Origin of the sequence: Fodinibius halophilus, from assembly GCF_011059105.1 — a bacterium.
In the GTDB taxonomy this organism is placed as follows: Bacteria; Bacteroidota; Rhodothermia; order Balneolales; family Balneolaceae; genus Fodinibius; species Fodinibius halophilus.
In genome coordinates, this window is record NZ_JAALLS010000022.1 from 28058 (window position 1) to 44506 (window position 16449).

The window sequence follows — 16449 nt, forward strand, 5'->3', positions numbered from 1 at the left end:
TTTTTTATGGGATAATGATTTCGAATCACACAAGGCAGTTTGTATCTTTTGCTGAAATTAAAACAACATACACATGGATTTCAGAACGAAACTTAAAAAAGCGGTTCGTAGCAATAACTCTACGGTTTGTGTGGGGCTGGACCCCAATCTACAGCTGCTACCGGCCGAATTAACCAAAATTAAAGACCCTGCCAAACGGGTTGACCATTTTCTTAAGCAGGTTATTGATGCCACCCGGCAACACTGTGCGGCATATAAACCGAACCTCGGCTTCTTTGAAGCCCTGGGCGCTGACGGCTGGGATACTTTTGAAAGTGTATTGGATTACATCCCCGATGATAAAATCATTATTGCCGATGCAAAGCGAGGTGATATCAGCTCTACGGCCGAGCATTATGCAAAAGCTTTTTTTGAGACTCATGATGTGGACGCCGTTACATTAAACCCGTTAATGGGATTTGAAACACTGGAGCCATTCCTGGGTAATCCGGCAAAAAGTATCTATGTACTTACCCTCACCTCAAATCCCGGGGCTCAAGATATTTTGTTGCAACAATTAGACAGTGGCGAAACTCTTTCTACCTTCATCGCCAAGAGACTGCAAAAGCAGCAACAAGATCATCCAACTGCGATAGGAATGGTCGTAGGAGCCACAAAAGCGAAAGAGCTGGAACCGGTGATTTCTCACTTTACGGAATCCCCTCTATTGATACCGGGGGTTGGCAAACAGGGAGGATCGGTCAGTGAACTTTCTGAGTCCCTTAAAGAGCATACTGCTGTTCCGCTTGTGAACTCGAGCAGAAGTATTATTTATGCCGGTAATGATTCCCCGGACTGGAAACAAGCAGTAGCTCAATCAGCATTAGATCTCAAAGAACGTTTAGCCCCAATAACAGCTCGATATGTCAAAGGATAAGCAAAAAACGGTTATTGTATTTACGGATGGCGCCTGCAGTGGAAACCCCGGTCCTGGTGGTTGGGGCGTGCTGTTGCAATGGAACGGCGTTGAAAAGGAACTGACCGGAGGTGCTTCGCATACCACTAATAATCGTATGGAGATGCGCGCCGTTATTGAAGCATTAAATGCCATCACACAACCCTGCCACGTTAAAATTCATAGTGACAGTGCTCTTATTGTAAACGCCTTTAAACAAAATTGGATTAAGAGCTGGAAAAAACGGGGCTGGAAAACGGCAAACAAAAAACCGGTAAAAAACAAGGATCTTTGGGAAGAGATGCTGGAAGCAATGAAACCCCACAAGGTTGAATGGATTAAAGTGAAAGGCCACTCCGATAATGTCCGCAATAACCGGGTGGATCGTCTGGCTGTAGAAGCTTCCAAAAAATATCAGTAATTATTTTATTAGTGCGTTGAAAGCAGGCTGGCGAACAGCTTAACCGGGGCTACTGAAAAGTAGAAATCCGATAGCTCCAAGGGAGTTGTACTCCCGTAGCGCTGGTTCTATTCGCCTGCTTTTAAACTACAGGTAGACAGATAATAAGTTGTGCTTACATTTATATTTCCTGCTGATCACCCTCCGCCACTACGTTAAAACTTTGAGGCACATAGCTGCACCTCCTACCGTTCACACTATCAACGTCTGTCATCGCGAGCGGAGGGGAACGCAGCGCGGCGATCTCCCTAAAAAAACCAGTTGATGTATGAGGGCTGCTCTTTGGTTCTACGCATACCTACGCCGAGATGAACTCTGTTGAAGCTTTTTTGAAGAATGGCTTCGGCGCACTTCGCGAACTAAGAACAGGAGACTGCCGCGGTCTTCCGGAAAATCGCCGGAATCCCTCCCCGCCAAACGGGGAGTGACACTGCTTTTTTTAATCAACGGCTGTCATTGTGAGGAGTGCCGTGGGTTGGCGGAACGACGCGGCAATCTCCCTGAAGAAACCGCTTGATGTATAAGAGGCTGCCCTTTAGGTTCTACGCGAACTTATACATGGAGATCCTGAAACGAGTTCAGGATGACATTGCTTCTAATATTCTTTTAGAACTTACTTTGGCATTTGGGCGCCAGGTATACCGATGAGATTTCTCACCGCATTGCAACCATTCGAAATGAGCTGTGGCTTATTTTCTACTGCTCAAACTGGCAAAAGGCTTTAGTTCCATATCAGAATACATATCCCGCTCAGCCATCATCCCCCCCGTTATTGCGATCATGGCCGCATTATCGGTACAATAAGCTAGCTTGGGAATATGCAGCCTACAGTCCATCTCCTTCGTTAATTCACGGGCCTTTCGACGTAACATTGAATTAGCAGAAACGCCTCCTGCCAACACCACACTTTCAACGCCCGTATGTTCCATAGCATTACGTAGTTTCTTCACCAACACTTCAGTAATAGCATATGAAACGCTGGCACAGATTTCATCCAGGTGATCCTCTAAAAATTGCTCTTTGTCTTCTTGATCTTCTAGAAAATATTTAACCGATGTTTTAAGTCCCGAAAAGCTAAACTCAAAGTTATTATCTAACATCGCCTGCGGGAAGTCATGAAAACGGGGATCCCCATCTTTGGCACGCTCATCAATCACCGGCCCAGCCGGATAAGGCAAGCCCAGTATCTTACCGATCTTATCAAAAGCCTCTCCAGCTGCATCATCCCGTGTTTCGCCCAACAGCTTGTGTTCAAAAGGAGCCGTCACGTGCACCAGTTGTGTATGTCCCCCCGATACGGTAAGTGCTACAAAAGGATAAGCAGGCGTTTCATCAATAAAGTTGGCATAGATATGAGCATCCATATGGTTGACCCCCACAAGTGGAATATCCCGTGACAAGGATAACCCTTTGGCAAAACAGAGCCCAACCAACAACGATCCCATAAGACCGGGCCCCTGGGTAACAGCGATAGCATCAATTTCATTTATATGAACCCCTGCCTCATCCAGAGATTGCTGTACCGTGCGCCATATCGTCTTATGATGAGCGCGAGATGCCAATTCGGGGACTACCCCTCCATACTGCTCGTGCACCGCTTGTGAGGCAATAACATTCGACTCCATGCCTTTGCCGGTATAAACAGCAGCTGCTGTCTCATCACATGAGGACTCAATACCAAGTATCTTCATTTTTGATCAATAAAAAGTGGTCTTAAAGACCAGGTTTAAACACTACTGTTAGGCGATACTTAACATGCGTTCGATCGGCAGATGGGCACGCTCGGCCAACTCTTCATCTACTTTTACCTCATGCTGCTCATGCTTCAGTGAATCATATAACTTCTCAAGGGTAATCATCTTCATGAATTCACATACCGCATTTTCATTAGCCGGGTGGAATTTTTTACCCGGATTTTCTTTGCGCATCCGGTGCAGAATCCCTGTCTCGGTAGCAACCACAAACTCATCGGCATCCGACTCTTGAGCACGGTTCAGCATACCACTTGTGGAATGGATATGTCCATCCTCACAATCAAAATACATCGCTGATTTCATCATGCACGAGGTTGAGCAACCACATTCGGGATGAATCAACATTTCAGCTTCGGGATATTCTTCCTGCTTTTCAGAGAGGTTCAGCTCCCCAATCTTTTCGTGAACATGGCAAGCCCCATCCCAGATATTGAGCTCACGACCGGTAACCATCTCAATATATCCGCCCAAAAACTTATCCGGCAAAAACAAGATCTCCTTATCTTCCGGTATCGTATTAATAACATCCACCGCATTTGAGGAAGTGCAGCAGTAGTCGCACTCCGCTTTTACCGCAGCCGTAGTATTGATATAGGTTACCGTAACAGCATCAGGATGCTCAGCTTTCCACTCGCGCAGCTGCTCGGCGGTAATACTGTCGGCCAGTGAGCAACCGGCTTCTAAATCCGGGATGAGCACCTTTTTATCCGGCGAAATGATTGAGGCTGTTTCTGCCATAAAGTGGACGCCGCAAAAGATAATCATCTCGGCATCGGTATCTGCTGCCTGGTGCGACAATCCCAGAGAATCACCGATATAATCGGCGATATCCTGTACTTCGGGCACCATATAATTATGGCCCAGAATCACGGCATTTTTTTCTTCTTTTAGTTCTTTTATCCCATCAATTAACTCTTGGGTATTCATAATAACTATTCCGTTTTCATTCTATTTATAAATTTCTTGTAGCTGCTGGCTGATATCAAACGCGGTTACTGAATGCGTTAACGCTCCAACAGAAATGAAGTCAACCCCCGTAGAGGCTACTTCTGCAACTCTGTCCAGAGTAATATTACCCGAAGCTTCAGTTTCAGCTTGTCCATTTATCAATTTCACTGCCTCTTTCATTTTAGCGGCACTCATATTATCGAGCATAATGATATCAGCACCGGCGGCCAAAGCTTTTTTGACCTCATCTAAACAGCTCGTTTCAACTTCAATACGTACAGCTGGGGCATTTTTACGAACACGCTGCATAGCGGCCTCAATACTTCCTGCTGCTACTATATGATTATCTTTAATCATCGCCAGATCAAAAAGTCCCATGCGATGATTCGTTCCCCCACCGGCAGCAACGGCCTGCTTATCGAGCAATCGCAGCCCCGGCACTGTTTTACGCGTATCTAATATCTTGGTATTCAGTACCCCGATTTCTTCAATATATCGTCGGGTCGTTGTTGCAATGCCTGACATACGCTGGGCAATATTCAAGGCGATCCGTTCGGCAGTTAACATAGCCCGGGCATTCCCCTTTATAGTGACCAACTTTGTTTTCTCAGAAACGTTTTCGCCATCGCTAACATGCGGGCTCCAAAGGATATCAGAGTCCAGCTTTTCAAACACGCGCCGGGCAATATCAACACCGGCTATAATACCCTCTTCTTTGGCAACCCAAATCGCCTCGGCCTTATAATCTTCATCCACAACAGAGTTGGTCGTAATATCACCGCTTCGTACATCTTCTTCAAAAGCACGTTTTATAAGTGCTTCAATGGCATCATCTTTTTCTATTGTTTTTTCCAGATCCTTCATTATTCCGATATCTATACCGAGAGTGTTTTCAAATTTTCTTTCTGGTAGTGGATGGGAGCTGATGACGGCTGCAACTCAGGGAAATCACTGCGCGTATGAACACCCCTGCTTTCTTCTCTTTCTAAAGCAGAACGGCTTATCAATTTTGCAATCCGGATCAACCCTTTGGAACGCAGGTAATAATATTCGTTATCTACCGGCGTCAACTTATTTTCCAAAACTTCCAATTCTTTTAATGCCTTCTTTAATCTTTCTTTGCTGCGTCTTATTCCCACATAATTACTCAACAATTCTGCTACCTGCTGCTGTAGTTCAGTAAATGAACTTTCCTGCTCATCATCAACTTTAAACTCCGTTGAAGCTGTTTGTTTGTCTACCGATATATCATTTTCCGCAGCAACATCAACAGCTCGCTTACTAAATACCAGGCATTCCAGCAACGAATTACTGGCCAAACGATTAGCCCCATGAATACCTGTTGCTGCTACTTCGCCACAGGCGTATAATCCTTCTATGGATGTCCGTGCATGAAGATCCGTTTCGATGCCCCCGATACAGTAATGCGCAGCAGGAGCTACCGGGATTCCTTTATTCCGCAGGTCAATCCCCTGCTCTTCTATACGCCGAATTAGCGTTGGAAAATGGTTGCGCAGCTTATCAATATCAAGATGACTGACATCCAGGTAAACATGGTCTGTTTTCTGATGCTGTATCTGCCTGAAAATCTCTTGGGAGACGATATCCCGCGGGGCCAATTCTTGCTGGGAGTATTTGGCCATGAAACGCTCACCGGCTTCATTAAACAATCGCGCCCCTTCACCTCGTACCGCTTCACTAATTAAAAAGGTAGATCCATCTCCCGTATAAAAAGCCGTGGGATGAAACTGAATAAATTCGAGATCACGTAGTGTAGCTCCAATATTATATCCCAGCCACAAGCCATCTCCTGTAGAAGTATGCGGATTGGTGCTTCGTTGATAAAGTCCCGAATACCCGCCGGTAGCTAAAATAGTAACCGGGCTCTGAACCGTTAACAACTGCTCTTCTTGATACAGATAAGTGCTGGCCCCCGTACATTGCTCACCGTCGGTACACAATTCATAGGCAAAAGCATGCTCAAGAACTTTGATATTTGACTGTTGCTGTACCAGTTCTGCAAGAAATTCAACCAATGCTTTTCCGGTAGCAGCACCATTAGCATGAAGAACTCGTCGGTTAGAGTGCCCCCCTTCCAGACCAAGTTCAATATCTCCGTTTTCCATATCGAACGGCATCCCACGCTCAATAAGTTCTTGAACTCGCTTGGCCCCTTCCTTGACAAGAATATCAACAGCCTGCTTATTACAAATACCGCGCCCAGCCTCCAGGGTATCATTCTTATGGCTTTCAAAGCTGTCCTGATCATTCAAAACAGCAGCAATACCCCCTTGTGCCCAATAACTACTACTGGCTTCAAGGCTGGATTTTGTAACAAGCGTTACATTTCCGTATTGACTGGCATGCCAGGCCGCATGCAGGCCTGCTGCACCACTGCCAATGATGAGAAAATCGGTTATTGAGGTGTTACTGTTCACTTCTTGGGATAACTAAAATTCATTCAAATATAAGGCATTATATGCATCTCACCTAACATCCTTGCCGGTTTACTCTAGTTTGTTAGATGGGGTAGCTCATCGCTTTCATTCTCACATTTTCTCGCTGCATTTATACCCACTGTTAGGCCGAGTAGTATGCTCATTTGGACCAACGAAAATAATAAGTCTCTATTATAAAAAGAAAGCCCCCCATCGATAAGATGGAGGGCCCAAAGACTAATGATAAACCATCAGCTGATGATTACTCTTTGTCTTCATCATCAACAACTTCGAAGTCTGCATCTACCGCATCTTCGTCGTCATCCTGCTCGGCACCAGCATCGGCAGCACCGTTAGGAGCACCTGCTCCAGCGGCAGCGCCAGCTGCAGCACCACCCGGTCCGGCAGCTCCGGGTCCGGGCTGTCCTTCACCTTGAGCAGCAGATTGATAGATCTCTTGCGAAGCTTCTGACCATGCGTTATTAAGTTCTTCCATTGCATCATCGAGCTCATCCACTTTTTCTTGATCGTGGAGTTCTTTCACTTTCTCAAGTGCTTCTTCGATCTTCTCTTTATTCTCATCAGAGATCTTATCTTCATGTTCATCAAGCTGCTTGCGCGTAGAGAATACAAGACTGTCCGCTTTGTTAAGCTTCTCTGCTCTTTCGCGGATACGCTCGTCTTCCTCTTCGTGCTTCTCAGCTTCTTCTTTCATCTTCTCTATTTCTTCCTCAGAAAGACCGGAAGAAGATTCGATGCGAATGCTCTGCTCTTTACCTGTTCCTTTATCTTTGGCGCTTACATTGAGTACACCGTCAGCATCAATATCAAAGCTTACCTCAATTTGAGGTACACCGCGTGGGGCGGGTGGAATACCATCCAAGTGGAAGCGTCCCAGTGTTCGGTTATCCTGTGCTTTGGCACGCTCACCCTGCAGTACGTGAATTTCTACGCTGGTTTGGTTGTCAGCAGCAGTAGAGAATGTTTCGGTCTTGCTTGTAGGGATGGTGGTATTTGCTTCAATAAGCTGTGTGGAAACGCCACCCAGTGTTTCAATACCGAGAGACAGTGGAGTAACGTCGAGCAGTACTACATCATCAACATCACCAGACATTACACCACCCTGGATTGCAGCACCAACGGCTACAACTTCATCAGGGTTAACGCCCTTACTTGGATCTTTACCGAAGAAATCTTTTACAACTTCCTGGATCTTTGGAATTCGAGTAGATCCACCAACCAAGATAACCTGGTCGATATCGTTCTTCGTCATATCCGCATCGCCCAGAGCTTTCTTGCAAGGATCGATCGTTTTTTGCACCAAGTCATCAATCAGTTTCTCGAACTCGGAACGACTGATGTCAACATCCAAGTGCTTGGGACCAGAATCAGTAGCCGTAATAAATGGCAGGTTCACATTTGTTTTCTGTGAGCTGGAAAGCTCAATTTTTGCCTTTTCAGCAGCATCTTTCAGTCGCTGCATCGCCATCGGATCTTCACGGAGATCGATGCCTTGATCTTTTTTGAATTCTTTGGCCAGGTGATCAATCAGACGCGAGTCAAAGTCATCTCCGCCGAGGTGCGTATCACCACTTGTGGATTTCACTTCAAAAACGCCATCACCGAGCTCCAGAATAGAGATATCGAAGGTACCGCCACCGAGGTCATATACTGCGATAGTCTGGTCTTGATCTTTCTTATCCAGACCGTATGCCAATGAAGCAGCCGTTGGCTCGTTAATAATTCGTTTAACATCGATGCCTGCAATTTCACCTGCTTCTTGCGTAGCTTTACGCTGTGCATCATTAAAATAAGCAGGAACCGTAATTACGGCTTCTTCAACATCTTCGCCGAGATACTCTTCAGCTGTCTGCTTCATCTTTTGAAGCACCATCGCAGAGATCTCCTGAGGAGCATACTTGCGATCTTCAATCTGCACACGAGCGGTATCGTCATCGCCCTTCACAATCTCATATGAAGCCTGGTGCGTCTCTTCTTCTACCTCATTATACAGACGCCCCATAAAGCGCTTGATAGAAGAAATCGTTTTTTCTGGATTCGTTATTGCTTGTCGTTTAGCGGGTGCACCAACTAAGCGTTCGCCGTCTTTGGAAAATGCCACAACCGATGGGGTTGTTCGGCCACCTTCAGAGTTTTGAATCACTGTAGGTTCATTACCCTCCATAACAGCAACGCAGGAGTTGGTAGTACCCAAGTCAATTCCTATAATTTTTCCCATAATAGTTATTTGGTCTTTTTTGTTAGTTATTTAATTCTTTGTGCAATTTCTTGTTGTACCTGTCATCCCGAACTTGATTCGGGAGCAATCAGGTGCTGAAGCAAGTTCAGCATGACAAGTAATTATTTAATTGGTATCGACTGTGCATCATTAAGCACCTCTGATTTGGGCATGGTAATTGTTAATACTCCATTGCGAAACAGGGCATCTGTTTCGGCAGTATTAACATTTTCCGGCAGCGCAAACGAGCGAGAAAAAACTCCCGTTGACCGCTCTTGACGGCGGAACACTTCCTCATCATCAAGTTTGGTAACTCGTTCGCCCTTCACCGTTAATACATGCTCTTTCAGAGCGATATTAATCTCTTTCTTTGACAAACCCGGCAGATCCAGCTTAATGACAAATTCTTCATCGCTTTCAATAATATCACACGATGGAGTAAAATCATGCCCACGATCTTCAAGCGGTACAATGCGCTCTACAAAATCCTGGATATCTTTGCCCAGCTTCGTTAGCTGTTTTTCAATATCAATTGCGAAATCATTCATAGATCCACCGGTCTAATTCAAGTTCACTATAGTATGAGCAATGACAATGCCAAGCTTAATAGGCAGGATACATTTATGACGTATTGGCATTATTACGTCAGCACCGAATAGGATTTGTCAGATTTGCGTAAAAGGAGATCAATTCGTCAGGGTTCGAAGGTCTTCCCAAAAGGTGGGGTACGAAATGGCAGTACACTCGGCTTCGGTAACCCGACAGGTATTTTCTGCCATTAACCCCAACACAGCAGCCGACATTGCTATGCGATGATCATCATAACTGCTAAATGTTGACGGCTGGGGTGAAAACTGAGGATCCCCGTGGATTTCCAACCCATCCTCATATTCCGTAAAATCGGCTCCTGCTTTTGTCAACATATCTGCCATAGCAGTAAGGCGATCCGTTTCTTTATGACGTAACTCCTCGGCCCCCGAGATACGAGATACTCCATCAGCAAACAGCATAGCAACCGCTAGAATGGGTATTTCATCAATACAATTGGGGACGATATCTTCGGTTATTGTGATGGGTTGCAAGGCTGAACTGGAGACCGACAGGTCTGCTACGGGTTCTGCTCCCTCGCTGCCCGTATTGGATACGGTAACAGAAGCCCCCATCTTTTTTAAAATATCCAGTGCCCCCGTTCGCGTGGGATTCATACCAACTTTAGGTAATGTAATTTCAGCTTCAGGATGTATGGCTCCCGCAACTAACCAAAAAGCAGCTGCTGAAAAATCATTAGGGATGCGATACGACTGTTCCGGTATTTCATCACTTCGGGAGGAAGTTATAATCTTCTTTCCATTTTCTTTTTGTATGGGAAGATTTAACAAACGCTCGGTATGGTCACGACTGGGTAATGTTTCTATCACTTCGGTCTCCTCATCCCCAAACAAACCGGCCAATAATACGCATGATTTAAGCTGCGCACTGGCGATAGGTAACGGAAAATGCAAGGGGGCTATGGGACCGTTTCGGCTGATAGCCAAAGGCGCATAATCATCTTTGCGGGCATCGATATTGGCCCCCATCTCGGAAAGGGGATCTATAATACGTTTCATCGTGCGGGCCGACAAGGATTCATCACCGGTAAGCCGCGCCGGAACTCCTGACCCTGCAATAATACCGCTAAGCAATCGCATTGTAGTACCCGAGTTACCACAGTCCAAATCATCTGAGGGGGTCTCTAATCCATCACGCCCCACTCCTTCTACCTCAATAGTATTGTCACCCAACTCGCGAATAGCAACACCCAACCGCCTCATACAATCTAATGTGCTGTGCGGGTCGGCTGCTGTCGAGAAATTGTTAATTGTTGAAGTGCCCTCATGAAGAGATGCAAACATCGCAGAACGATGGGAAATCGATTTATCAGCAGGCAGTTTAAGAGTTCCTTGTAATACTTTCGCAGGTGTAACGTCTTGGTTCATTTCTTACGATTGGTCCAGTAAGCGTTGCGCTTCTTGTGATTGTGGTGTATCGGGATAATCTTTAATCAGTTTTTGCAGAGCTGATCGGGCCTCCCCTCGTTGCCCCAGCTGAATATAACATTTTGCTTTGCCAAGTAACGACTTAGCAACCCATTTGTCAAAAGCCTGGTACAGTACATTCACGTTGGAATAAGCCTTGACTGCAGCTTGATACGATTTTTGTAATTGCAATACTTCGCCCAACAGGTATTGTGCTTCTGCACCAATCTCAGTGGTATTCGATTCTGCGACTAGGCTCAATAAATCCTTAGCCTGTTGATAATTTTCTTTTTGTATCGCCACCTTCGCCATTCCCACTTTTGCCGGGGCGTATTCCTGATTGTTATTGAGTGCTGCCTGGTAATGCTTTCCAGCTTTATCAATGTTTTTCATTGCAAGCTGAGCATCGCCCATCCCTATTAATGCTTCCTGCCTATATTGGCTAGTCTTGTTTAAAAGCTGTTCAAAATAATTGAATGACTCTTGGTACTTGGCCTGATCGTAGGCAATTCGTCCTAATGCAGCAAGTGATGGTGCCAGCCTTTCAGCGTTAGGGAAGTCAGAGACAATGGTCTGATATTCTTGTACCGCCTTATCCATCTGGTTGGTCTGTTCATAGGCATTGGCCAGGTTAAAGTGAGCGTCCGGCTGTAATTCTTCGTTATTGGTGATACGTAGGTATTGTTGGAACTCTTTAATTGCCCCTCGGTAATCACCCGTCTGCATACGGTTATCAGCCTGTCGAAACCGCAGTCGGTCGGCCATAGAAGTTTGTGGATGCTCTGCCAGAAAATCCTCTAACACAGCTGAGCTGGAATCGGCTTTTCCACTCGACATCTGAGCATACTGAATACCGTTGACCGCCTCTATGATATACTCACTTCGAGGATACTTCTTCATTACTTTTTTATAAGCATTAATAGCTTTTTTGTAATCCCCGGCATTGTAGTAGGTATCACCAATATTATACTGCGAACGAGCTGCCCAACTGGTGTTGGGATATTTATTAATAACGGTCTGGAACTCCTCTACTGCCTGCGTGTAGTTCCCGGTATTCAGATATATGTAAGCAATATTATATTGGGCCTGTTCTCGTAAACGGCTGTAAGGATAAATACGCAAGAATCGACGAAAAGTCGTTACGGCCTCATAGGTTTGTTCATTGCGATAATGACTGTTCGCAACCTGGAACATAGCATAATCTCCACCGGGCTCGGCTCCAATAGCCTGCTGATAATATTTTATGGCATTTTCATAGTCGCTGATAGCGTAATAAGAATCCCCGATACGTAATTGCGTGTCGGTATCATAGGGATAAAGCGCTATTTCCGGGGCTTCGTATTTGTTTTTGAAGCTGATAAACGGCTCTATTGCTTTTTGGTAATCACCCATTTTAAAATGGCTCCATCCCAACGAGTAGTTCGCCGGTCCCACCAATTTATGTTCGGGATAGCGTTGAATAAATTCCGCAAATTGTGCCCTGGCCGGTCCATAATCCTCCAGGTGATAATAAGCATCGGCACTCCAGAACAGTGCTTCTTTGCCTAGCTTAGAATCCGGGTATTCTTCATTAAGCGACTCAAAGATAGGTTGTGCCTGCTTGTACGCCTGATTACTGTACTGGACCCAAGCTTTTTGAAACTGTGCTTGGCGTTTTATCGCAGGAGCTACATCCGTTACTTTTTCTGCCTCATTAAAAGCCTGTAGGGCCCGTGTATATTCTTCATTGGCAAAATAAGCTTCTCCTAACAGCGTAAATACCTTACCCTTCCATTCCAGTTCGGCATCACTACGGACCAGCGGTAATAACACCTCAATAGTTTCACTGTAACGCCCTATCTCATAAGCCGTGATGGCCCATTCATAATACGCTTTTTCCACCCAAAGGCCCTCTTCAAACCGATCGCCAAAAGTCCGAAAACTTTCAATCGCCTCTCGGTACCGAGACCCCAGTTTTTCATTCACAGCTTTATAGTAGAGGCCTTTGCGTGCCAGTTCATCCCTTCCTTTAGCAGCTTTTCCAAACTCTTCGGCCGCCCAGTGGTAGATCTCCTGCTTATGATAGACCCATCCTAAGCCATAGTGCGCGGCACGTACCTTATCCGTACCCTTGGTTCTGTTTATGTATTGCTTGTAATAGGTTGACGCATTATCAAACTTATTTAAATAGTTATAACTTTCGGCAATCAATAAAACAGCCTTCGTTTCCAGTTCTTCATCCAGGTGTGGAATGGCATTTTTGAACGCTTTGATCGCTTCTTTATATCGGCCTTGTTGGTAGTATGATTCTCCGAGAGCAGTTCCAATACGTCGGGTCATTTCATCACGGGGATAGCGTTCTTTTAGTAACTCAAATGCTACTGTAGAAGAATCATATTTATTTTCACTCAGGTATAACCGTCCCCGGGTATATAACGCTTTGGGAGCCCAATCAGAATCAGGGTATTTATCCGCTAATGTGAGAAAATAGGTGCGCGCCTGGCTATTATTATCATTGTCAGCGGCCGCCTCCCCCATCCAATAATAGGTGCGAGATGCCTTTTTATTATTGAGTCCAAGTTTTATAGCCCGATCGTAATAGGTTATTGCTTTATCGAACTGCTCCTCTTTTTCTGCCTGTTGTCCCAGCTCAAATAAAAGCTTTGAGGAAAACGGACTTTGAGGGTATTTACTGATAAATGTCTCATAATGCGCGACCGTATTGGCAGAATCTACTTTTGCTTTAGCACGAACCAAGTAAAAACCGGCGGAAGGCTGCAAGTTGTGACGCCTGTTATCCGATATAAACTGATTCAATTCATCTATCGCTTCTTCATACAATCCCCGGTCAAACAGTGTAATACCATCTTGATAGTCTTTGGTAGCTGGAGACTGGATTTGCTGGGCTTGCAGTGGAGTAGCAATGGAAACAAAGAGAAATAGGGACAGACCAAAAATTACACGCGTATTTAACATCAGGTAGATAAACAGTTAGCGTTTCAGTTATTACTGAATATATCAAGAAATGTCTTTTTGTTCCGAAAAAAAAGGAAGGAAGTCAGATTGAACAGCTATTTACATATCGATGTAATTTAACAATTCATCTGCTCGATTTTCCAGGTCTTCTCCGAAAACGGTACTCTTCGATTCAGCAAGTACCGTATACTCATATCGGCGAAGGGCTGCCACTACTCGCGAAACATCTTTGAGATTTAGTTTAAAAGAAACCTCAAACTTCTTGTCCGCCTCTGCAGGAGTTTCAACGGTAACCCCCAAAATATTTGCCCCTTCGGTCTCAATAATTTGGACAATTTCAGATATTGAGAAGTTAATTTTGCTAAGCTCCACAGTAATAACCGATCCAAAAGAAGCCAGATTAAGCATACGTGATAGCGATTCCAGTACTTTCTCTTTCGTAAGCACCCCAATATAGGTCCACTCTTTATCAACCACCGGCAGCAGATGTAATTCATGTTGTAACATGAGACGAGCGGCCTCAAAAATATGCTGCCCCTGGTAAATCTTTACGGCTTCATCCAGTTCCAGATCTGATACAGGTGCTTCATCACTCATATCCTCGATCTGGTCTCTGTTTATCTGACCAATCAGCTTTTGGGTAACCTGGTTAACAACAGGCAACGTATTATAACGCTCCTGATCCATACGCTCCTTTATCCTTTTGACCTGATCGGACCCTTCCAACGGCTCAAACTTTTGCTTGACTATCGATTTGTTTGCCAACATAGTTTTAATCTTTGAGGGTTTTCTTATGCAACTGACTCTGCGGCATCATTATTATCCAATAATGTTTCCAAGCGCATTAAATCAGGTTTATCAATACTAAACGTAAGCTCAACATCGGCACCAACATATTTCTTTTCTATAATATTCGCTTCGCGATGTAAAAAAGCGACTCCTTCATACTTTGCAGCAGGTATCTTCATAGTTTTTGTTACGTAATCCTCCTCAATAAGTTCCGTAATCTCATCCTCAAGTTTAGCCAATCCAATATTCCGTTCTGCAGAAACAAATACGGCATCGGGATATCTATGCTTGAGCTCTGTTATCTTATGCGAATCCAACAGGTCTACCTTATTAAAAACGAGTACACTTTTCTTATCGTCTACATCCATATCTTCGAGTGTATCTTCCACCACGTCGATATAATCCTGGGTCATACGGGAAGATGCATCTACCACATGAAGCAAAATATCGCACTCACGCACTTCATCAAGTGTAGACTTAAAGCTTTCAATAAGATCGTGAGGCAACTTTCTTATAAAACCAACGGTATCCGATAGCAGAATATCATGATTCTCGATCTCATATTGCCGAACGGTTGAATCTAGCGTAGCGAACAATCGATTTTCGGCTAGGACCTCCGTTTCAGTAAGGGCATTCATCAACGTAGACTTACCGGCATTGGTATATCCAACAAGAGAAACGCGATTCTTTTTAGATCGGCCTTTCCGTTGGGTTTGGCGCTGTTGATCTATTTTTTCCAACTTATCTTTTAGCGTAGCAATACGCTTATCGATCATACGACGGTCCATCTCAATCTGTGATTCACCGGGACCTCGCGTGCCAATACCTCCCTGCTGGCGAGATAAGTGAGTCCAAAACCGTGTTAGTCGGGGCAACAGATACTGCAGTTGTGCCAATTCAACCTGTGTCTTTGCAGCTGCCGTTTTAGCCCGGGAAGCAAAGATATCTAAAATAAGGCCACTGCGATCCAACACTTTGGCCTTGGTTCCCTTTTCGATATTACGAATCTGAGTCGGAGAAAGGTCGTCATCAAAAATGAGGGTATCAATATTCTTTTCACCGGCCATACGCTTGAGTTCACGCAATTTTCCCGAGCCTACATAGGTTGAAGCATCGGGATGCATTCGATTCTGCAAGACCTTATCTACAGTTACACCGCCGGCAGTATATGTTAATAACTCAAGCTCATCTAAATATTCTTCGGCCTGTACACGCGGAGTGCCGGGACCATAGACTGCCACAAGGAGTGCTCGCTCTTGGACAATATCAGAATTTCGTATCTCTTCAAACAAATGACTACTGGTAAAAAGTTAAAAATTATGCGATCACAACAGTTATTCGAACTGTTCTACATTAATGTCACCCTTCATATAACAACGAATGCGTCGTCCGAGTTTATGAGAAATCAATTTTTGGAAGGATTCTCTTTTTTTATGCGGCACATCAAGTTCTAATCGGATCAGATTATACTTATCGTCCGTTTCTTGCAGACTATAAATAAAGATATATCGTGTGTTCTCCTCAGTTTCTTTTTCGACAAAATCTCTGATCTGGTGCCATGCTACTGTCTGAGAGGGCTTATTTACGTTTTTAACGATGCCGTGATCAGTAATAAATCGTTTCGTTACCAGGTAACTTGTTGTAAACCAGCAAAATCCCAACCATATATAAAAGCCGGCAGCTATCATTTCAGCAGTTTCGGCCCTAAACGTTGCAATACCGCCTACAAGAAGTCCCGATATTAAAAACAAGGTTGAAAATAAGGGATAACCATACATTTTGCCAGTTTTCCAGCTCAATCTCACATTTCGTAACCGCAAGACATTTACCAAGGCCATGGTTGCCAACACTGCCGCTCCAAAGGTAGTAGGAACAAGTATCAGCCAAAGTACGATATTTTCAGTGAGTTGAATCATA

At 44.6% G+C, this 16449-nt stretch carries 13 protein-coding genes; 2 read left to right on the forward strand and 11 right to left on the reverse strand.

Annotated features, from left to right (window positions below):
- Positions 1–73 precede the first annotated feature (73 nt).
- Positions 74–916: an orotidine-5'-phosphate decarboxylase gene (gene pyrF, locus G3569_RS14710; RefSeq protein ID WP_165270534.1), complete on the forward strand. Its 843-nt coding sequence runs from the start codon at positions 74–76 to the stop codon at positions 914–916.
- The gene (gene rnhA / locus G3569_RS14715; RefSeq protein WP_165270536.1) at positions 903–1355 is read left to right on the forward strand and encodes a ribonuclease HI; all 453 of its coding nucleotides are present in this window, start codon (positions 903–905) and stop codon (positions 1353–1355) included. The genes pyrF and rnhA overlap by 14 nt, the downstream gene beginning before the upstream one ends.
- A 728-nt stretch (positions 1356–2083) precedes the next feature.
- On the opposite strand, the gene tsaD is transcribed toward rnhA, so the two are convergent.
- The 11 genes from tsaD to G3569_RS14770 form a co-directional block, all read right to left on the reverse strand.
- A complete protein-coding gene (gene tsaD / locus G3569_RS14720; protein ID WP_165270538.1) occupies positions 2084–3085 on the reverse strand; it encodes a tRNA (adenosine(37)-N6)-threonylcarbamoyltransferase complex transferase subunit TsaD in 1002 nt (333 codons plus the stop codon).
- 48 nt (positions 3086–3133) lie between these two features.
- Complete coding sequence (gene nadA / locus G3569_RS14725) at positions 3134–4075, reverse strand: quinolinate synthase NadA (RefSeq protein ID WP_205720227.1); 942 nt, start codon at positions 4073–4075, stop codon at positions 3134–3136.
- Positions 4076–4096: 21 nt separating this feature from the next.
- Positions 4097–4960, reverse strand: coding sequence for a carboxylating nicotinate-nucleotide diphosphorylase (nadC, locus tag G3569_RS14730; protein ID WP_165270540.1), 864 nt, complete (start codon positions 4958–4960; stop codon positions 4097–4099).
- An 11-nt stretch (positions 4961–4971) separates the two neighbouring features.
- Positions 4972–6534: an L-aspartate oxidase gene (nadB, locus tag G3569_RS14735; protein ID WP_165270542.1), complete on the reverse strand. Its 1563-nt coding sequence runs from the start codon at positions 6532–6534 to the stop codon at positions 4972–4974.
- A 262-nt stretch (positions 6535–6796) separates the two neighbouring features.
- Positions 6797–8773, reverse strand: a complete 1977-nt coding sequence (dnaK, locus tag G3569_RS14740) for a molecular chaperone DnaK (protein WP_165270544.1) — start codon at positions 8771–8773, stop codon at positions 6797–6799.
- 122 nt (positions 8774–8895) lie between these two features.
- Positions 8896–9321: an Hsp20/alpha crystallin family protein gene (locus tag G3569_RS14745; protein ID WP_165270546.1), complete on the reverse strand. Its 426-nt coding sequence runs from the start codon at positions 9319–9321 to the stop codon at positions 8896–8898.
- A gap of 138 nt (positions 9322–9459) precedes the next feature.
- The gene (gene aroA, locus G3569_RS14750) at positions 9460–10749 is read right to left on the reverse strand and encodes a 3-phosphoshikimate 1-carboxyvinyltransferase (RefSeq protein WP_165270548.1); all 1290 of its coding nucleotides are present in this window, start codon (positions 10747–10749) and stop codon (positions 9460–9462) included.
- A gap of 3 nt (positions 10750–10752) precedes the next feature.
- A complete protein-coding gene (locus tag G3569_RS14755; protein ID WP_205720228.1) occupies positions 10753–13743 on the reverse strand; it encodes a DUF6340 family protein in 2991 nt (996 codons plus the stop codon).
- Between the two features lie 99 nt (positions 13744–13842).
- Positions 13843–14511: a CBS domain-containing protein gene (locus G3569_RS14760; RefSeq protein WP_165270550.1), complete on the reverse strand. Its 669-nt coding sequence runs from the start codon at positions 14509–14511 to the stop codon at positions 13843–13845.
- Positions 14512–14534: 23 nt separating this feature from the next.
- Complete coding sequence (gene hflX, locus G3569_RS14765) at positions 14535–15824, reverse strand: GTPase HflX (RefSeq protein ID WP_165270552.1); 1290 nt, start codon at positions 15822–15824, stop codon at positions 14535–14537.
- 42 nt (positions 15825–15866) lie between these two features.
- Positions 15867–16448 (reverse strand): hypothetical protein, encoded by a 582-nt coding sequence (locus G3569_RS14770; protein WP_165270554.1) that lies wholly within the window; start codon positions 16446–16448, stop codon positions 15867–15869.
- Between the last annotated feature and the right edge of the window lies 1 nt (position 16449).